This is a genomic window from Acinetobacter sp. HY1485 (assembly GCF_027568475.1).
GTDB lineage: Bacteria > Pseudomonadota > Gammaproteobacteria > Pseudomonadales > Moraxellaceae > Acinetobacter.
Window position 1 is genome coordinate 37575 of record NZ_JANKZG010000006.1, and the last position, 20334, is coordinate 57908.

Annotated in this window: 17 protein-coding genes; 7 read left to right on the top strand and 10 right to left on the bottom strand. The window is 39.3% G+C overall.

Annotated elements, in window-relative coordinates; genetic code table 11:
• Positions 1-36: 36 nt before the first annotated feature.
• From PCI70_RS08360 to nagZ, 6 genes are all read right to left on the bottom strand, one after another.
• On the bottom strand, positions 37-1560 hold the full coding sequence (locus PCI70_RS08360; protein WP_269914882.1) for a fumarate hydratase: 1524 nt from the start codon (positions 1558-1560) through the stop codon (positions 37-39).
• 40 nt (positions 1561-1600) lie between these two features.
• On the bottom strand, positions 1601-2287 hold the full coding sequence (locus PCI70_RS08365) for a tetratricopeptide repeat protein (RefSeq protein ID WP_269914883.1): 687 nt from the start codon (positions 2285-2287) through the stop codon (positions 1601-1603).
• Positions 2284-4386 carry a phosphate acetyltransferase gene (pta, locus tag PCI70_RS08370; RefSeq protein ID WP_269914884.1) on the bottom strand — a complete coding sequence of 701 codons (2103 nt, stop codon included), beginning with the start codon at positions 4384-4386 and terminating at the stop codon, positions 2284-2286. The genes PCI70_RS08365 and pta overlap by 4 nt, the downstream gene beginning before the upstream one ends.
• A gap of 2 nt (positions 4387-4388) precedes the next feature.
• Entirely contained in the window at positions 4389-5543 is a 1155-nt protein-coding gene (locus PCI70_RS08375) for an acetate/propionate family kinase (RefSeq protein WP_269914885.1), read from the bottom strand.
• 90 nt (positions 5544-5633) lie between these two features.
• Positions 5634-6899 (bottom strand): glutamate-5-semialdehyde dehydrogenase, encoded by a 1266-nt coding sequence (locus PCI70_RS08380; RefSeq protein ID WP_269914886.1) that lies wholly within the window; start codon positions 6897-6899, stop codon positions 5634-5636.
• Between the two features lie 34 nt (positions 6900-6933).
• Positions 6934-7932 (bottom strand): beta-N-acetylhexosaminidase, encoded by a 999-nt coding sequence (gene nagZ / locus PCI70_RS08385; protein ID WP_269914966.1) that lies wholly within the window; start codon positions 7930-7932, stop codon positions 6934-6936.
• 108 nt (positions 7933-8040) lie between these two features.
• On the opposite strand from nagZ, the gene PCI70_RS08390 reads away from it, so the two are divergent.
• The 7 genes from PCI70_RS08390 to PCI70_RS12170 all read left to right on the top strand — a co-directional run bounded on the left by PCI70_RS08390 (position 8041) and on the right by PCI70_RS12170 (position 17118).
• Entirely contained in the window at positions 8041-10215 is a 2175-nt protein-coding gene (locus PCI70_RS08390; RefSeq protein WP_269914887.1) for a carboxy terminal-processing peptidase, read from the top strand.
• Between the two features lie 167 nt (positions 10216-10382).
• The gene (locus tag PCI70_RS08395; protein ID WP_269914888.1) at positions 10383-12449 is read left to right on the top strand and encodes a putative bifunctional diguanylate cyclase/phosphodiesterase; all 2067 of its coding nucleotides are present in this window, start codon (positions 10383-10385) and stop codon (positions 12447-12449) included.
• A gap of 111 nt (positions 12450-12560) precedes the next feature.
• Positions 12561-14150, top strand: coding sequence for a peptide chain release factor 3 (locus tag PCI70_RS08400; RefSeq protein WP_269914889.1), 1590 nt, complete (start codon positions 12561-12563; stop codon positions 14148-14150).
• Between the two features lie 55 nt (positions 14151-14205).
• Positions 14206-14982: a hypothetical protein gene (locus PCI70_RS08405; protein ID WP_269914890.1), complete on the top strand. Its 777-nt coding sequence runs from the start codon at positions 14206-14208 to the stop codon at positions 14980-14982.
• Positions 14969-15766 (top strand): TatD family hydrolase, encoded by a 798-nt coding sequence (locus PCI70_RS08410; protein WP_269914891.1) that lies wholly within the window; start codon positions 14969-14971, stop codon positions 15764-15766. Before PCI70_RS08405 ends, PCI70_RS08410 begins: the two co-directional genes overlap by 14 nt.
• The gene (locus PCI70_RS08415) at positions 15763-16503 is read left to right on the top strand and encodes a tRNA threonylcarbamoyladenosine dehydratase (protein ID WP_269914892.1); all 741 of its coding nucleotides are present in this window, start codon (positions 15763-15765) and stop codon (positions 16501-16503) included. The genes PCI70_RS08410 and PCI70_RS08415 overlap by 4 nt, the downstream gene beginning before the upstream one ends.
• 141 nt (positions 16504-16644) lie before the next feature.
• Complete coding sequence (locus tag PCI70_RS12170; protein WP_442865181.1) at positions 16645-17118, top strand: DUF4760 domain-containing protein; 474 nt, start codon at positions 16645-16647, stop codon at positions 17116-17118.
• On the opposite strand, the gene pnuC is transcribed toward PCI70_RS12170, so the two are convergent.
• Genes pnuC through PCI70_RS08435 form a run of 4 tightly spaced genes read right to left on the bottom strand, consistent with a single transcriptional unit; the run spans position 17072 to position 20312 of the window.
• Positions 17072-17737 carry a nicotinamide riboside transporter PnuC gene (gene pnuC / locus PCI70_RS08420; RefSeq protein ID WP_269914893.1) on the bottom strand — a complete coding sequence of 222 codons (666 nt, stop codon included), beginning with the start codon at positions 17735-17737 and terminating at the stop codon, positions 17072-17074. The two genes, PCI70_RS12170 and pnuC, sit on opposite strands and share 47 nt — an antisense overlap.
• Positions 17734-18723: a tRNA dihydrouridine(20/20a) synthase DusA gene (gene dusA / locus PCI70_RS08425; protein WP_269914894.1), complete on the bottom strand. Its 990-nt coding sequence runs from the start codon at positions 18721-18723 to the stop codon at positions 17734-17736. The genes pnuC and dusA overlap by 4 nt, the downstream gene beginning before the upstream one ends.
• A gap of 33 nt (positions 18724-18756) precedes the next feature.
• On the bottom strand, positions 18757-19932 hold the full coding sequence (locus tag PCI70_RS08430) for an MFS transporter (RefSeq protein ID WP_269914895.1): 1176 nt from the start codon (positions 19930-19932) through the stop codon (positions 18757-18759).
• The gene (locus PCI70_RS08435; RefSeq protein WP_269914896.1) at positions 19929-20312 is read right to left on the bottom strand and encodes a RidA family protein; all 384 of its coding nucleotides are present in this window, start codon (positions 20310-20312) and stop codon (positions 19929-19931) included. The genes PCI70_RS08430 and PCI70_RS08435 overlap by 4 nt, the downstream gene beginning before the upstream one ends.
• Positions 20313-20334 lie beyond the last annotated feature (22 nt).

The window sequence follows — 20334 nt, forward strand, 5'->3', positions numbered from 1 at the left end:
GCACGTATTTAACGTGCTTTTTTTGTTACCTTTGCGTTAAGCGGTGGCATCAACAACGGGAATTTTCCCAATCTTTTCTTGCCAAATTTTAGGTGCAATGGCATGTACAGAAGTACCGTTTACATCTACTGCAACAGAAACAGGCATATCTTCGACAACAAATTTATAGATTGCTTCCATACCTAAATCTTCAAACGCAACCACTTCTGCTTCACGAATGGCTTTAGAGACTAAGTACGCTGCACCACCCACGGCCATTAAATAGGTCGCTTGATTGTCTTTTATTGCATCAATGGCGGTTGAACCACGTTCTGCTTTACCAATCATGCCAAATAAACCTGTATGTTCAAGCACTTTACGGGTAAATTTATCCATACGGGTTGCAGTAGTTGGTCCTGCAGGACCTACAATTTCATCGCCTACAGGATCTACAGGTCCAACGTAATAAATAAATTTACCTTTTAAATCAACAGGTAGCTCTTGTCCGTTATCAATCATTTCAACAAGACGTTTATGGGCTGCATCACGTCCTGTATAAATTGTACCGTTTAAAAGCAGTGTATCACCCGGTTGCCAATCATCCATTTCTGCTTGTGTAATGCTATCTAAATTGACACGTTTTGCTTTAGAGGTCGACCATGTCACTTCTGGGTAGTCTTCTAGCTTAGGTGCTTGAATATGTGCGGCACCTGAACCATCAAGTACAAAATGTGCATGACGTGTTGCCGCACAGTTTGGAATCATGCCCACAGGTTTGCCTGCTGCATGGCAAGGGTAGTCTTTAATTTTAATATCTAATACGGTGGTTAAACCGCCTAAACCTTGTGCACCAATCCCGAGTGCGTTTACTTTTTCAAAAAGTTCGATACGGAGTTCTTCGGTTTTATTTTGTGGTCCACGACGCAATAATTCATCCATGTTAATTTCTTCCATGAGTGCTTCTTTTGCAAGCATCATGGCTTTTTCTGCTGTACCACCAATACCAATACCTAACATACCCGGTGGACACCAACCTGCGCCCATGGTTGGAACAGTTTTAAGCACCCAATCTACAATTGAATCTGATGGATTTAGCATCACAAGTTTAGATTTATTTTCTGAACCACCACCTTTAGCTGCCACAGTGATATCCACTTTGTTACCCGGAACAAGTTTGTAGTGAATAACAGCAGGGGTATTGTCTTTGGTATTTTTACGTCCAAAAGCAGGGTCTGCCAAAACAGAAGCACGCAATACGTTTGAGTTTTCTAAATAACCTTGGCGTACACCTTCATTAATGGCATCGTCAAGGCTCATGGTGAGGTCAAATTTAACGTCTAAGCCAACATCTAAAAAAACATTTACAATGCCTGTATCTTGACAAATTGGTCGATGTCCTTCTGCGCACATGCGTGAATTAATTAAAATTTGTGCAATCGCATCTTTTGCAGCTTGGTTTTCTTCGCGGTCATACGCACGGCTCATCGCTTGAATAAAATCTTGCGGATGATAGTAGGAGATAAATTGAAGGGCATCCTTGACAGAGGTAATGAGGTCATCTTGTTTGATGATAGTGGTCATTTTCTTTTCCTTGAGCGGGCTGTTAGCTAGCAGGGTCAAATTATAGCACGCGTTGATATGTTCCATCGGCTGTTACACCATAACCAAAACCACAATCTGAGCTTTGTGCTTGTGTGGTGGCAGTCAGAGTATCTTGCGTAAATTGAAGCTGAATTTTACAGCTTGTATCGTCAGGGTTTGTCCATGTGGTTTTTTGGTTTTTAATAGGGGTGGTATAACTGTATTCACCCATATTAGGACCTCCTAATAAACTATTTAAACCTACACGTAGTCCTTCAAAATCAATTTTGTATTGTTTTTTATGGGTTTTAACTGTGTAAGTATTCCACATGGCTTGTCCTGCATAGCGCCAATATTCACCTTGTGGGTAAGTAAGTGGTGCAAGTTTTGGAATAAGTGCACGATTTGTTTTAGTCTGGGGTGCATTGGGTACTATTGATAACCAAGCAAGTGCCTTGCGATAATCTTTTTGCTTAATATAGGTGAGTGCCACATTGTTATAAGCAATATCAATATTTTTTTGTGGGATATTATCAAAATTTACTTTGCAACTTTCTAAGTAAGATACCGCAGTTTCGTACTGAGTACGGGCTTTAGCATATTGATGTTGGCTATAAAGCTGTTGCGCTTTGTGATTTACCGCAGGGATTTCTTTACAGTATTGCTCAAGTTCATTTGCATACGCATGACTTGCTAAACAACAGCTTAAAAGTAAATATTTTTTCATGATTGTGCCTGAATTGCAGTAAGGGCAATGGTAAATACGATGTCATCGACCAATGCACCGCGTGATAAATCATTGACAGGTTTATTAAGCCCTTGCAACATTGGTCCGACACTAATGACATTTGCCGAGCGTTGTACGGCTTTATAAGTGGTATTCCCTGTGTTGAGATCAGGGAAAATAAACACATTGGCGCGTCCTGCCACATCAGAATGAGGTGCTTTTGAACGTCCTACACTTTCAACGGAAGCGGCATCGTATTGTAGTGGTCCATCAATAAGTAAGTCGGGGCGTTTTTGTTTAGCAATATCGGTGGCTTGTTTAACTTTTTCAACATCTGCCCCTGCACCCGATGCGCCTGTAGAGTAGCTAATCATGGCAATGCGTGGGTCTATACCAAAGGCTTTAGCAGAGTCTGCTGACTGAATTGCAATTTCGGCAAGCTGTTCTGCATTTGGGTCTGGGTTAATTGCACAGTCGCCGTAAACATAAACTTCATCAGGTAATAGCATAAAAAATATAGAAGAAACAAGCGAGTAATTGGGTGCGGTTTTAATGAGCTGAAAAGCAGGACGTACGGTGTTAGCAGTGGTATGTACAGCGCCTGAAACTAAGCCATCTACATGATCAAGTGCAAGCATCATGGTGCCTAAAACTACTGTGTCTTGCAGTTGTTCTTTGGCTTGTAAAGCATCGAGTTTGCCTTTACGTTTTTCAACCATGGCATCTACGTACTGATCACGTACCGTTTCAGGGTTAATAATTTCTAAACCCTTGGGTAAGCTGAGGTTACGTGCTTGAATAAACTGCTGTACGTCTTGTGGTTTGGCAAGTAACACACAATTCGCAATCCCACGCGATTGACAAATAATAGCCGCTTCAATGGTACGGGGTTCATCACCCTCAGGCAAAACAATACGTTTTTTGTCTGCTATAGATTTTTTAACTAATTCATAGCGAAAAGCAGCAGGTGATAAGCGTGGTGTAGGTTGTGTTTGATTCAGCCAATCCATATTTAAATGGCTAGATACAAAGCGTGTTACTTGTTCGGCACGTTGTACGTCATCTTCAGGAATTTCGTTATTGAGACGCTGTAAACGCTGTGCAGTTTCAAATGCGCTCAGTGGCGTATGAATAACAGGTAAGCCTTGTTGTAATGCATTTTGGCAAAAAGCGAGAGTTTCTGATGCAGGAGAATGGCGCTCTGCTAAAACTAAGCCTGCTAGTGGAATGCCATTTTGCGTGGCAATGCTACTGGCAAGTAACACATCCGTACGCTCTGAACCTGTAATAATAAGTTTACCTGCAACAAATTGAGAAAGTTCATGCTCAATGCTTGAAGCAACAATGCAACTGCTTAACACTCTGCGCTGTGAGGCATGTCCTTCATTGAGATACTGTCCATCAATAATAGGTAAAATATCGCAAGTACGTTGCACACTTAAGGTGTTACTAAACGGAACAAGCCCGATAATAGGCAATTTTTCTGTACCAATAGTAGGGTTAAATGCTTGTAACGCCTTGGTAAATTGTTCAACTTCTTGTGTTAAACGTAACGATGGGTCAAACGACAATGGGATAGGTGAGTCGGGTAAACCACGCGTACGCATAAATAAGACACTTGATTGACGTGAGCTAAATGTGCGTACTTGAGCATCAATACGTTCTGCGGTTTTTTGTGGTTCGGCTAAATTGGCTTTACTCACAAAAATAACTTGGGCATCTAAGGCTTTAGCAAGTTGTACGTTTAAATCGTGTGCAAAATAGCTGTCTTCGGAAGTATATAAACCTTCAACGACAATAATGTCATGTTGCTGTGCTACTTCACGGTGGAGATGTACAGCTTCTTCTAATAGCTCATCGGTTTTTTGATGTGTAATGGCATTTAGAATGCGTTCATGCGTAATAGACGTAGGACAGTCACGTTGGAATAATTTTTGACATAATGTAGCGGTACAACTTTGATGAGATTGTGCCTCTTGACTAAATGGTTTAACAAAACCTGCTTTAATATTTTGGCAGTCAAGTGCATAAATTAAGCCTAAACACGCAGAAGTTAGCCCTACATTTTCGCCTGTGGGTACAAGTAAAAGAGTTTGCATAATTAGATGTCCATGAGTGCAATTTGATGTGTTTCTTGTGCGATGCGTCCTTCTTCATCGGTTGGAATAACCCAAATTTCAGGTCCTTGTCCTGCATCAATTTGCCCTTGTGTACCGCGTGGCAATTCATTGTTTTTTTGTTGATCTAACTTAAAGCTAAAATGGTGAAGGTAGGTGAGCATTTTTTCGCGAATATATGCTGAATTTTCGCCAATTCCACCTGTAAAGATAAGCCCATCTAAGGTTGGTAAGCTACAGCTCAGCGCAGATAACGATTTTGCTAAACGATAACAAAAGACTTCAATGGCAAGTGTTGCATCGTCATTGCCTTGTTGTGAGGCTTCAATCAGTGTACGCATATCGTTAGAAAGATTATTAGATAAGCCGTATAACCCACTTTGATGCGTGAGCATTTTATCTATTTTATAAATATCCCATCCTAAGTTATAAGCTAAGAATGAATGTAGGCTTGGGTCTACATCGCCACTACGTGTGCCCATTACAATGCCTTCGTGAGGTGTCAAGCCCATAGACGTATCTACACTTTTGCCGTTATAGATGGCACAAGTTGAGCTACCATTGCCAAGATGTGCCGAGAGCCATCCACCTTTTTTGTGTGATGATACATAGGCATGACTTGTGCCGTGAAAGCCATAACGACGCACGTTATGGTCGGTATATAAAAACTTTGGCACAGCGTAACGATAGGCATGTTCGGGCATGGTTTGATGAAATGCGGTATCAAAGACAGCCACTTGCGGTAAATTTGGAAATAAACGCATAGTGGCCTCAATCCCAATTAAATGCGCAGGATTGTGTAGGGGAGCAAGAGGGGTTGCATCTTTAATGCGTTGTACAATTTCAGGTGTTAAGCGTTCGGCTTTGGTAAGAGTACCGCCGTGTACTACGCGATGCCCAATGGCTTGAGGTTGGTACTGCCCAAGGCGTTTTAATAAAATATCAAGTGCTTGTTCGTGATTGGCATTGGGAATAGACAGCTCTAACGGCTCGCCTCCAACGGTAATTCCTTTAATGCGAGCATGTTCTGAATTGAGGTTTTCGGCTAAACCATGAATTCGTTGTTCTTGTCCTGACGAAACAAGTGCATATTTAATAGATGATGATCCGCAGTTAATCACTAAAATTGCTGTAGACACGTTCTTTTCCCTATTTTTTCTTAAACTTTAGACGATTTTTTTATGGTTTTGCAACAAAAAAGCACCTCATTTTGAGATGCTTTTTCATATTTATTGACGGATTTCGCCGTTTCCAAACACAATCCATTTTTGTGAGGTTAACCCCTCTAAGCCAACAGGACCCCGTGCATGGATTTTATCGGTAGAAATTCCAATTTCTGCACCTAATCCATATTCAAAGCCATCGGCAAAACGGGTTGAAGCATTAATGACCACTGAGCTTGAGTCAACACGCGCTAAAAATTGGCGTGCAAGACTAAAGTTTTCGGTAATAATGGCATCGGTATGGTGTGAGCCATATTGATTGATATGCTCAATGGCTTCGTTCATATCAGCAACCACCTTAATAGCTAAAATAGGGGCTAGATATTCTGTTTCCCAATCTGCCTCAGTTGCAGGCACAACTTGGTCTTTTAAAATTTGTTGTGTGATTGGACAACCACGGAGTTCAACATTTTTTTGTGCATAAAGCGGTGCAACCTGTGGTAAAAATTCATTGGCAATTTTTGCATCAACCAATAAGGTTTCCATTGCATTGCAGACGCCATAACGGTGTGTTTTGGCATTCAGCGCAATTGGCAGTGCTTTGGCAAAATCGGCTTGTGCTTCTACATATACATGGCAGTTGCCATCTAAATGTTTAATCACAGGAATGCGTGCTTCATCGGTAATGCGTTGAATAAGCCCTTTACCGCCACGAGGAATAATCACATCCACAAATTCAGACATAGTAATGAGTTGTCCAACCGCAGCACGGTCTGCTGTTTCAATGACTTGTACGGCAGTGGCAGGAATTTGTGTGGTTTTAAGCCCTGTTTGGATGGCTTGGGCAATGGCTTGGTTGGATTGTAGTGCTTCTGAGCCACCACGCAAAATAATGGCATTGCCCGATTTAAGTGCTAACGATGCTGCTTCTAATGTAACGTTTGGACGTGATTCGTAAATCATCCCCACAACACCGAGTGGCACACGCATTTTACCTAACTGTATGCCAGAGGGACGGTATGCCAAATCTGTGATTTCACCTATCGGATCTTTTAAGCTAATCACGTCTTTAAGCCCTTGCAACATGCCATCAAAACGCGTGGGGGTTAGCTCTAAACGGTCAAGTAAAGCATCATCCAGTTGTTTGGCGCGCCCATTTTGCATGTCAATTTGGTTGGCATCTAAAATGGCTTGTTTTTGTTGGGTTAAAGCATCAAAAATAGCTTGTAATGCTTGGTTTTTTTCTTGCGTAGAAGCGGCTGAAAGTGTTGCCGCTGCTTTGCGAGCATGTTGCCCAACCGTTTGCATATAGTGTTCGATAGTGTGTTGCATGACCGTATTACATTAAAAAAGTTGATCTTTGATATTAGCCCACAAATGCGTCGATGTCTTGTTTAACTTCTTGCCACTTGGTGTTCGATTGCAATGTAATTTCAATTTTGCCACGCATACGCTCTAAACGAGTTTGGTTAGGCAGGGGCTGATCTTGAATGGCATGAAGTGCAAGTTCTGCCGCTGTACGGTTATTACAAACTAAGCCCATATCACAACCTGCCTGAAGTGCTGCTAAAATACGTGCGTCTGCATTACCTGCTACACAAGCGGCTTGCATGGTGAGGTCATCGGAAAATAAAACGCCATCAAATTTTAGATGTTTGCGTAAAATTTCTTGAATCCAATAAGAAGAAAAGCCCGCAGGATGACAGTCGACTAATGGATAAATGACATGGGCAGGCATTAACGCATCTAGTTTTGGCATAAGTTGAATAAAGGTTTGCATATCTTTATCAAAAATTTCTTGGTAGCTACGGTGATCTACGGCTGCTGCCACGTGAGAATCGGCTTTAACAGAGCCATGTCCGGGGAAGTGTTTACCTGTGGTTGCCATACCTGCTTCGTGCATGCCTTTCATAAAGGCGTCGGCAAGTGGAATAATATCATCAATGTTTTGGGCAAAACTACGGTCGCCAATGACATCGCTAATGTCATTTAGGTCTAAAACAGGGGCAAAACTAAAGTCGATTCCTACGGCAAGGGTTTCTGTTGCCATCAACCAACCGCATTGTTCTGAAAGTGTTAACGCACGTTGTGGTTCGGTTTGGTAAAGCTCTCCCAAACGCCCCATTGCAGGTAAACGTGTGAAGCCTTGTTTTAGGCGTTGAACACGTCCGCCTTCTTGGTCAACTGCAATTAAAATTTCGGGGCGAATTTGGCGCATATGATCGGTAAGCGCCCGAACTTGTTGTGGTGATTCAATATTACGAGAAAACAAAATAACACCACCCACCTGTGGGTTTTTTAGAATTTCAATGTCATGTTCACAGAGAGTTGTGCCTTCGATATCAAGCATTAAAGCGCCAATCATCATGTTTTCTCGCTATTTAAATTAATGAATTGCTACATTTTGTGTGCATAGAATATGATAAAACTACACGATAAGATACGGTTGACGTTCAGGGAACATAAGACGTTTATGAAATTTCAAACAATTGCATGTGCAGTTGCATTAGCAACAGGTGGTCTTTTTTGTACCAATACCATTAACGAGGCGATTGCAGCAACTCAACAACAGCCTGCGAGTATTCAACCCACCCAAGCACAGCAGTTGGTGGCACGGCAGTTGGCAACGTTGGTAGATCGTCAGCATTACTTAAATATGCGTTTAGATGCAAAAACATCGCAACGTATTTTAACGATGTATTTGGACAGCTTAGACCCAGACCATACGTTATTTTTAGATAGTGACATTAAAAATTATCAGCAAAAATATGGTGATACATTAGGTGCTGCACTTAAAGCAGGTGATTTAACGTCTGCGTATGCCATTCATGCACAGTATCGTGAGCATTTAAAACAGTTTTATAACTATATGCTCAGTGAGTTGAAAAAGCCTCAAAATCTAGAACAAAAAGGGGTATTTTTATCAACTGATCGTGAAAAAGCGCCTTACTTTACCAATAAGGCTGAGCGTGAGGCATATTGGAATAAAATTTTAGTATCACAATTAATTAGTTTGACGATTAGTAAACAAGAAGAAGTTGCCAAACAAAAAGCACTTAAAGCAGATCCATCTTTAGCCAATGGACAAGACCTCACCAGCCCTGAAGATTTAACACCGCAACAAACACTAACCAAGCGTTATAAGCGTAAGTTAGAAAGAATTAATCGCTTAAAGAGTGATGATGTTTTAGATAAAATTCTAAATGCCATGACGCTTACTTATGACCCGCATAGTAACTATTTCCCACCTGTTGATGCAATGGAATTAAACCGCCAAACCACGTTACAGTTAGAGGGGGTTGGGGTTGCTATTCGTCCAGAACGTGGCAATGAAGACTATATTAAAATTGAGTCTATTGTAGATGGTGGTCCGGCAGGTAAATCTGGGCAAGTGCGTGCGGGTGACCGTATTATTGGTGTGGCACAAGATGGGCAAAAAATTGAAGATGTTGTGGGGTGGTCAAGCCAAGAATTAGTAGGCGTAATCCGTGGTAAACGTGGAACTAAGGTAACAGTACGTCTATTAGGTGCTGGCATGCCACTTTCTCAAGCACGCAATGTAACCTTAACGCGTGATGTGATTAAAGAAGAAGATGATGGTGTGCGCTCAAGAACAGTAATGGTTGATCGTAATGGTACAGCACATAAATTTGGTGTGATTGAAATTCCATCATTTTATTTAAACTATCGTGCACGCCGTGATGGGACAGAATATCGTTCTGTTGCCCAAGATACTGAAAAAGCATTCCAAGAGCTTAAAGAACAACATGTAGAAGGTGTGATTGTCGATCTGCGTAATAATCCTGGTGGCTCATTAGAAGAAGTTGCAAAAATGATTGGTCAAGTCGTGAAATCTGGACCTGTGGTACAAATTCGTGATGGAAATGGCAATGTAAACGTTTTTGAAGATAACGATGGTGGACATCAAGTTTATGATGGACCTATGGCAGTTTTAGTTAATCTTGCATCTGCTTCGGCAAGTGAAATTTATTCTGCGGCAATTCAAGATTATGGACGTGGTGTTGTGATTGGTAGTACCACCACAGGTAAAGGAACAGCACAAGTTCAATTAGATAATCTAGCTTACGGACAAGCCACGCTAACCCAACGTAAGTTTTATCGTATTACAGGTGGAAGTACCCAAAACAAAGGTGTTGTACCTGATATAAAATTGGTGGATATTTGGAACGACCAATTTGGTGAGCGTAAAGCTAAAAATGCATTACAGTGGGATACTATTCCAACGGCACCATTTAAACGTGAAGGTTCAATTCAGCCGTATGTGAGTCGTTTAACTCAAGAATCAAATGCGCGCGTGAGTCATGATCCACAATTTAATTATTTAGAAACGCGTCGTTTAATCTCGAAAAAAGTAGAGGATGAAAAACGTATTGAGTTAGATTTGAACAATCGTAAAGAAGAGCTGCACAGTATTGAGCAAAAAACATTAGATGCGGAAAATACACGCCGTACAGAAACAGGTTTAAAACCGTATGCAAATTGGGGAAGTTATCAGACTGCTTTAGATGGATTGGCTGAGTCTCGTGCAAAAATGAAGGCTGCTAAACGTCCTGCTTTACCAGAAGATGAGGCATTTGTAACAGAAGCCAGTCAAGTACTTTTAGACTATGCAAAGTTAAAAAAATAATTCAAAGCCGACGAAAGTCGGCTTTTTTAATTTTTCTACACAATATAATGTTTCACTTTGTCGTTGTATTTATTCATAAGTAATGATTGAATACCTGTCGATAAAGTTTAGAATTTGCGCTTGTAACAGAAGTTTAACTACAAAAGCGCGTGTATTGGATGAGTGGAATGACACAGCTCGGATATGATACCAATTTAGTCATTGGCTCTATAATTGTTGCAATTTTAATATGCTATGCAACTTTAATGATTGAGCAACTTTTATTCAATTCATTGTATATTAAGCATAAAAAAGTAATTTTATTTTTTGCTGGCGTAATTTTAGGTACAGCAATTTGGTGCATGCATTTTTTAGGGGTAATTGCCTGTCAACTTCCATTTGGTTATCACTTTGAACTTACTTACACTTTTAGTGCCTACATTGTCGTTATTTTTAGTAGCTCCTTAGCAATTTGGTTTACCGCTTATCGTTATTTATCGATAGGGCGTTTATTGCTTGCATCTACAATTTTAGCAATGGGTGTGGCGGGTATGCATTATTTTACCATGCATGCCTTAATTGTCCCTCAATATACTATTCAGTATAATGTTCTATTTGCTATTATCTCGTTTTTTATTGCATGGTTTGGTGCAGGAATTGTACTTTGGATTGCATTTAAACTGCGAGATCCCTATACCGTAACGTTACGTGCGTTTGCTGCTTTTATTATGGCAATTAGTATTGTGGGAATGCATTATACGGCAATGCTTGCAACAGAATTTAATTTTGTTTCTAATGAACAGGTATTGGTACCACAAGAAAATGACATGATCATTTTTAGTATTATGTTTATTGTCTGTAGTGTACTGTTAGTCATCGTTTTTATTTCCTTGCTTGAGTTAAGGTTAGAAGACCGTAACCTACAGCTTCACAATATGAATAAAGAGCTGGCAAATTTAGCCATGCATGATCATTTAACGAAGTTACCTAACAGAGCATATTTAATCGATTATGCCAAAATGGTGTTATCAGAGCATCGTTTGCATCGCCAAAGTTTAGCAGTTTTATATATAGATCTTGACCGTTTTAAGTCTATTAATGATGCATTTGGACACCATGTTGGTGATGAAATTTTAACGCAAGTTTGCTTAAGAATAAGCCAATATATTCAAAATAATAAATTTTTTAGAATTGGTGGCGACGAATTCTTACTTGTGGTGGAACATAGCCAATTGGCACAAGCAGAAAAAATAGCACAAGATATTGTGGCGTGTATGCAATATGGATTTTCAGTGGGTGGGCGTAACATTAATATGACCACGAGTTTAGGCATAGCAATGTTTCCTGAGCATGGTGATAATTTACAAGAATTGCTCATGCATGCAGATATTGCCATGTTACAGTCTAAAGAACAGGGGCGTAACAACTATAAAATTTTTAACTTTGGTTCAGAACAGTATGTAGAGCGTCATCAATCTAAACTCATTAATGATTTATTTAGTGCTATAGAAGATAATCAGTTTGTATTATTTTATCAGCCGAAATTTACGCAAGATCGTCAAATTTGTGGTGTAGAAGCTTTGATTCGGTGGCAGCATCCAACACTTGGTTTATTGGGACCTAATGTCTTTATTCCATTGGCAGAAAAAACAGGTTTAATTGTTTCTATTGGTTATTGGGTGATGGAGGAGGCATGTCGTCAAATTCGTCAGTGGGAAAAAACTAAAAAAATGTATTTTCCTATTTCAATTAATCTATCTGCCATTCAAATTGAACAAAACAAATTGATTGAACGTATTCATCGTAATTTAATTCAGTATCAAGTCAAACCTCAAAATTTGATTATTGAAGTCACAGAAAGTACGGCAATGCATCAAATTGACTCAAGTATTGAAGTCTTTCAGAAAATCCGTGATTTAGGGGTGCGATTATCCATTGATGACTTTGGAACAGGACATTCAAGCTTTTTATACCTTAAAGATTTACCTGTGGACGAACTCAAGATTGACCGTGGCTTTATCCGTAATTTGCATCATGGTTCAAAAGATGAAATTATTCTGCAAAGTATTATTCAATTGACACAAAATTTAGGGTTAACCATTACGGCAGAAGGTGTAGAAAGTGAAGAGCAATTTGAAATTCTGACGCGTTTAGGCTGCGAACAATTTCAAGGCTTTTTACTTGGAAAGCCTGTACCTAAAGAAGTCTTAGAGATGCAGTTTAATCCACGACATCGAACAAATTTAATCCAATAATAAAGGCTGAATCCTGTGTGAGTTTTAGACATCAATAGCGACTATCAGCTTTAATAAGCTATAATATTTTTATTTCACACGTTTTGTGTGTCCCAATTGAAGATTAAATAAATGTTTGAACAGCAACTAGCGAGTGAAGTCGCACAGCGCAGAACGTTTGCGATTATTTCCCACCCCGATGCGGGTAAAACCACCATGACAGAAAAATTACTGTTATGGGGTAAAGCCATTCAGGTGGCGGGTATGGTAAAAAGCCGTAAATCAGACCGTTCAGCAACATCAGATTGGATGGAAATGGAAAAAGAACGTGGTATCTCAATTACCACGTCAGTTATGCAGTTTCCATTTAAAAACCATACCATCAACTTATTAGATACTCCCGGTCATGAAGACTTCTCAGAAGATACGTACCGTACACTGACTGCCGTAGATTCAGCACTCATGGTCATTGATGGGGCAAAAGGGGTTGAAGAACGTACCATTAAGTTAATGGACGTTTGTCGTATGCGTGATACGCCTATTATTTCATTTGTAAATAAAATGGATCGCGAAATCCGTGAGCCTTTAGAACTTCTTGATGAAATTGAAAGTGTTTTAAAAATCCGTTGTGTACCTGTGACTTGGCCGATTGGTATGGGTCGTGATTTTGCAGGTGTGTATCACATTGCAGAAAATAAAACTTACCTTTATAAGGCAGGTTTTGGCTCAACTATTACGGATATTGAAGTGCGTGATGGATATGATTATCCTGATATTCGAGAAAAAATTGGTGATATGGCATTTGCGTCATTTGAAGAGTCACTTGAACTAGTACAAATGGCATCTGACCCGTTTGACCATGATTTATTTTTACAAGGTAAACAAACCCCTGTTTTATTTGGTACAGCTTTAGGTAACTTTGCAGTTGATCATGTACTTGATGCTTTCGTAAATTGGGCACCTAAGCCACAAGCCCATCCAACTAAAGAGCGTGAAGTACAAGCAACAGAAGCAGGCTTTTCGGGCTTTGTCTTTAAAATTCAAGCGAATATGGATCCTAAACACCGTGACCGTATTGCCTTTATGCGTATTTGCTCGGGTAAATACGAAAAAGGTTTAAAAATGAATCATGTTCGTTTAGGCAAAGATGTCCGTATTTCTGATGCGCTGACTTTTTTAGCAGGTGAGCGTGCCCACTTAGAAGAAGCATGGCCGGGTGATATTATTGGTTTACACAACCACGGTACTATTCAAATTGGGGATACGTTTACCAATGGTGAAAACTTACACTTCACAGGTATTCCACACTTTGCCCCAGAAATGTTCCGCCGTGTTCGTCTAAAAGATCCACTTAAATCTAAACAGTTGCAAAAAGGTTTAAAAGAACTTTCAGAAGAGGGGGCAACACAGGTCTTTATGCCACAAATTAACAATGATTTAATTGTGGGCGCTGTGGGTGTGCTTCAGTTTGATGTGGTGGCATATCGTCTTAAAGAAGAATATAAAGTCGACTGCGTATATGAGCATGTAAATGTAAATACGGTGCGCTGGATTTATTGTGATGATGAAAAAACACTCACAGAATTTAAGAAAAAAGCACATGATCAACTTTCGGTTGATGGTGGTGGGCATTTGACTTACTTAGCGCCAAGCCGTGTTAATTTACAAATTATGCAAGAGCGTTGGCCAGATATTGAGTTCCGTAACACGCGTGAACACTAATTTTGTCAAAAAACAGCTTCTTTTATGAGGCTGTTTCTTTTTTAGCGAGTCAGATATGCGTTTTTCTGTTTTATTGCTAGTGATGTTGCTTACAGCCTGTCACCCATCTCAAAAAGATGAATCTAAAAATACCCAAAGTGCTCAAAAATTGCCATCTTTAACCCTTAAAAATGAGCAAGCTAAATATGCTTTACCGTTTTGTGAAAAAAAAGAATGTATTGATATTGATATTCAAACCATTAATACTCAAGACGCTTGGTTAAACAGTTGGATTGAAAAACAACAAAGTAAAGTGATTCAGGCACAAATTGAATTAAAGCAAAATTTAACACTACAACAAGCTGTCGATGCTTACATTAAAAAATCGGATGCATGGCAACAAGAGTTTTCACAAAATCATGCGTATCAATTACGGCTAAATACGCGCATTGCTTCACAACGCCATCAGTATGTTTTACTACAACTCACCACCAATACCAAACAAGCAGAAGTCGATATTCAAGACCGCCAATATTTTGCAGTGGCAGATCGTTTAACGCAAAAAAATCTGACGATACTTGATGTTATTTTGCCACAAAAACAACAAGTTTTAGATGCTATGATTCAGGCACATTATCAAGATTGGATAAAACAACAAACAGCACTTGTGCAAGAAAAAGCACCTAAAAAACTCTATTGGGGGCAGGCAGATTGGTTTTTTGATTCAGAGGGTATAGGTGTGCATTACCGTACCAATGAGATTGTTGATGGTGGGCAACAATTAGACATTTATTTAAACCATGAGCAAACTAAACAAGTGCTACAACCTGATGTATTGCATGAAATTATTTGATACCCATACCCATTTTGATGTGCCTGAATTTGATCATGATCGGGAAAAAATTGCGTATGAAGCCAAGCAAAAAGGGATTGAAGGTCTAATTTTAATTGGCTTTTTACAATCACGTTTTGATGATTTATTACGTGTACATCAACAAATAAACTCACTAAAAAATGCGCCTCAAAGCTATCTAGCACCCGGTTTGCATCCGTTATATATAGAGCAACATACTTCACAGCATTTAAAAGATTTAGAGCTTTTTTTACAACAAAATGAGTGTATTGCCATTGGTGAAATTGGGTTAGATACATTTTTAAAGGAACATAAACAGCCACATATTTTTGAGCGACAAGTCCATTTTTTTGAGGCGCAACTTGAACTTGCTAAAACCCATCAAAAACCTGTTTTATTACATATTCGTAAAGCCCATGCTCAAGCACTTCATATTTTAAAAAAGCATGAGGGTGGTGGTATTGCACATGCTTTTAGTGGTGGTGTACAAGAGGCAAAAGCTTTTGTAAATTTAGGTTTTAAATTGGGGGTTACAGGACAAATCACCAATCCGAATGCCAAAAAGTTACATGATGCTGTGCAAGCAGTAGGGATATCTCATTTAGTGATTGAAACGGATTGCCCTGATATGACGCCTTTATGTTGTAGCGAAAGACGCAATACGCCTGCGAATTTACCGTATGTTTTACAAGCACTTTCACATCTTTTTAACCTACCTGAGCAGACACTTGCCACCCAATTATGGGAAAATACCCAGCACGCACTACATTTGAGAACTCCATGACTGACGAATACGACCGCCGTTTTGCAGGTGTTGCAAAAATTTATGGTGAACCTGCATTTGCACAATATGAAAAAAGCCATGTAATGGTGATTGGCATTGGTGGCGTGGGCAGTTGGGCAGTTGAGGCATTGGCGCGTACAGGTGTTGGGCATTTAACGTTAGTAGATATGGATGTATTAGCTGCATCTAATATTAACCGTCAATTACCTGCACTCACGTCTACGCTTGGGTATGAAAAAATTGAAGTGATGGCACAGCGGTGTCGTGAAATTAATCCACGTATTCAACTGACCTTGATCGACGATTTTTTATCTGCTGAAAATTTGAATGAACTATTGAGCACATCACCTGATGTCATTTTAGACTGCATTGATGATGTGAAAGCAAAACTTGCTTTAATGTTGCATTGTCGTTTTAATAAAATTCCACTGATTGTATCGGGTGGGGCAGGTGGAAAAATTGATCCTTTAAAAGTACAAGTTGCAGATTTATCTAAAACAGAACAAGACCCAATGTTGGCTAAATTGCGTAGTCAATTACGCGGTAAAGGCATTTGTAAAAAAACAAAAGAAAAATTCGGAATCACGTGTATTTATTCAACTGAACAACCTGCAAACAACAACGTATGTGCAAGTGCAGGATTACGTTGTGGTGGCTATGGTTCTGCGGTGGCTGTCACCTCTGTATTTGCAATGGTGGCAGTGGCAGAAGTGTTAAAAAAGCTTAGTCGAAAATAACACATGGATATTTCAGTTATTATCTTTATTTTTCTGATAAGTTTCTTTTAGTTATGCTTAAATTTTGTACTGATAAGTTTTTTCTTAAACAAAGAACTGACAAGTTATTAGCCTATTGGATAATAGGTTGGATAGTATTAAGTGTACTTCTTATTTGTATTTCATTATGTTTATATCAAGATATCCTACCTACAGCTTTTACTGTGTTTTTTTGCAGTATTTGGATGGTTGATTACTAATTATTTTACAGCTAAAAATTCAATTAGACAGCACACGGTAGCCATATTGACTCAAACACGGTTGTCTACAGAATATATTAAGCACGCACATAATCTTTTAGAATTTCAAGATAATCATAAAATTATATCTAAAGAAATGTACTTACAACTTGATTATAATAAACAAAAGTCCATTACCTATTTTTTAAACACACTCGAGTTTATTGCAGCAGGTATACGCTTAGGAGATTTTGACGAAGACCTAGTGAAAGCAGCTCAACAATGTACGTTTCAAGCTGCTTTTAAAATTTTTATGCCTTTAATTCTAAGTAGAAATAAGCAGCAAGTGTCTACATACGAGCATCTTTTGCAATTAAAGAAGCATTGGCAGATTTAATCCAATTATAATAACCATATAAAGAGTTAAAGAGGGCAGCACATGTCATCATCAGCATGGCGTAGTTGCCTGCAATTCCCCAAATAATAATGCCCAGTACATTGGACAAAATCCAAAGTAACCACTGCTCTGTATAACGTAGTGTCATTAAAATTTGTGCAGCAATACAAATAACCACAGTAATTGAATCTAAATGAACTTGCTGGGCATTTAAGTATGCAAGTAGTTCGGCATAACCAATTGCACAGATTGCAACGGCTGACGCTGTAATGAGCCAACCACGTTTGGATAGTTTACGCACTTGCACATCATGGACTTTATTCTGATTTTTAAGCCATATATAAAGCCCGATAAATTGCATCGGAAAGTAGAAGAAAGCACTGAGCATTGCTTCGCCGTAAATCTGCTGTTTATATGAAATATAAGCATACAAACTTGTGGCAATCATACCAAAGAAAAAGTTAGACAAACGACCTTTGGCAACCAATACCACACATAGCATGTTACTGATTGCACAAATAAAGTCGATGGTTGTTTGTTGCCACCAAAAAAATAAAATCACTTGTATGGCTGTAAATACCCCTAGCCATACTTTTTCAAACAGTGTCCATGTGGTCATTGATGTTCTTCTAAGTATTTTTCAGTGCGTTCAATTGCTGCTTTCATATTCGTAATAGCATTTTCAATATCTTGAATTGATTTTGCATTACCACCACTAAGGGCTTGTCGCCATTTACGTGCACCCGGTAAATTTTGGAATAAACCTAAAATATGACGTGTAATAATAGATAACGGTGCACCTTCAGCAAGACGCTGTTCGATATAAGGCATCATCTGTTGCATAATATCAAAACGATTAGGTGCATCTAAATGCCATAATTGTCCAAGTTCAGCCAATAAGTACGGGTTATGATATGCCTCACGCCCAATCATCACACCATCTACATGCTGTAAATGAGTTTGTGTTTCTTCAAGGGTTTTTACACCACCGTTAAGCTCAATGGTAAGGTGAGGACGTTCTCGTTTTAAACGGTAAACGTCTTCGTAACGCAGTGGTGGCACTTCACGATTTTCTTTAGGTGATAGTCCTTTTAAAATGGCAATACGGGCATGTACTACAAAGTGTGTACAACCTGTTTTCGCTACTGTGTCTACAAAATGCAACATCTCTTCATAAGATTGCATATCATCAATACCAATACGGTGTTTGATGGTGACAGGAATATCGACCGCTTGTTGCATACTTGCAATGCACTCTGCCACAAGGTCAGGTTCTGCCATGAGACAGGCGCCAATTTTATTATTTTGTACACGGTCGCTAGGGCAACCTACGTTTAGGTTTACACCTTGATAACCCCAGTCCTGTGCCATTTTTGTACAGGTGGCAAGGTCTTTTGGGTCTGAACCCCCAAGTTGTAGCACCAAAGGGTGTTCTTGTTGATTGTAATCTAAATGGCGTTTTACATCTCCAAACAAAATGGCGCCTGTGGTCACCATTTCGGTATATAGCACTACGTTTGGATTAAAAAGACGAGCAAAATAACGGTAGTCTTTGGTTGTCCAATCCATCATAGGTGCAACTGAGATAATAGGGGTTTTAACCATTTAAAATCATGCTCTTATTTTGCCAACGTGGCATTATACCGAACTTTTGAGTTGTGCGCCCCATTTAGCGTAGTCGAGACAGGCACAAATAATTGTGGCACTGACTAAACTAAACCCTGCAATACATACAGATGACCATCCGCCATGGTTCCATGCAAATACGCCAAGAGCAGAGCCTGTGGCTGCACCACCAAAGTAAAACGTCATATAAATGGCATTGATGCGTGATTTTGCTTCGGGACGTAGACGATAAATAATATTTTGGTTACATGAATGGTGAAATGCTAACCCTGTATTTAAAACGGCAAAACCAATCAAATAAAAGCCAAGATGTTGTGGTGAAAACAGCAAAGATAACCAGCCTAAAAAGAGTAATCCACAGCCAAGAAAAGTAAGTAGTGCGTTATAGCCACGGTCACCCCATTTGCCTACAAATTGTGTGGATAATGCACCAATGATACCCACTAAACTTACCATACCAATAAAAGTATCTTTAAGCGAAAAGGGTGGTTGCGACAGGTAAGTAGACATGGTAGAAAATAAAAGGCTCATGGTTGCAAAGGCACTTGCACCTAATAAAGAGCGTACAACAAGGCGTTTTTCTTCTACAAACAATATACGCATTGAGCTTAAAATACCGCCATAAGACAGTTGTAGTGTGCTTGGGATATTAGGCAGTCGGATTTTAAGTAAAAATGCACAAGCAAAAATACAACAAGCACTTAACACATAAATTAATTTCCAATGAAATAAATTAGAAATTAAGCCCGAAAGCGTGGTTGATAGCAAAATTCCAATGAGTAAGCCACTCATTAAAAAGCCAACTGTTTCACCAATTTTATTTTGTGCAACCATCATGGTTGAAAATGGAATAAGCACTTGAGCCGCAACAGAAAACAGTCCAGCCATTGCTGTACCAAGCCATAACATCGGCAAATTAACGGATGTTGCACAAATAAGTAGCCCAATGCCTGCCAAGCACATTAAGGATGGAATAAGTTTGGTTTTATTGACTAAATCGCCCGTAGGAACAATAAACAATAATCCAAGGGCATAAGAAATTTGTGCAATGGTGACGGTAAGCTGTGCTTGAGCGGTAGTAGTATTAAAGTCATGCTGTATAGAGTGAATAAGAGGCTGACAAAAGTAATTTGCACCTGCTGTAAGCCCACAAGAAATTGCCATTAGCCAAAGTAAAGATTTATTCATGGTAAATACGCGGTTGCCTCAATTTCAATTTGCATTTTTTCTAACGCCAAAGTAGGTACAGGAATAAGTGTGCAAGCAGGAAAGGTTTGCCAATGTTGTTTAAATATCTCAATTAATATGGCGTGTTTTTCTGTACAGTGATCTTTAACTAAAACTCTCAGCATTGCAATGTGTTCAAGCGAGGCATTTTGAGTATTTAAAATAGTGATTAGGTTTTGAATTGCTTGTTTGGTTTGTTTGGCAAAATTTAAACTAAGTTCACCATAGACATTTTCGCCACCTTGCCCCGAAATATGTAAGACATTACCTACTCGTACAGCATGGCTGTAAGCATTAGGTGTGGGGTCATAACAGCCTATTGGATTAATTCTTTGCATCATCGTATCGTCCTTAATTTGAGTT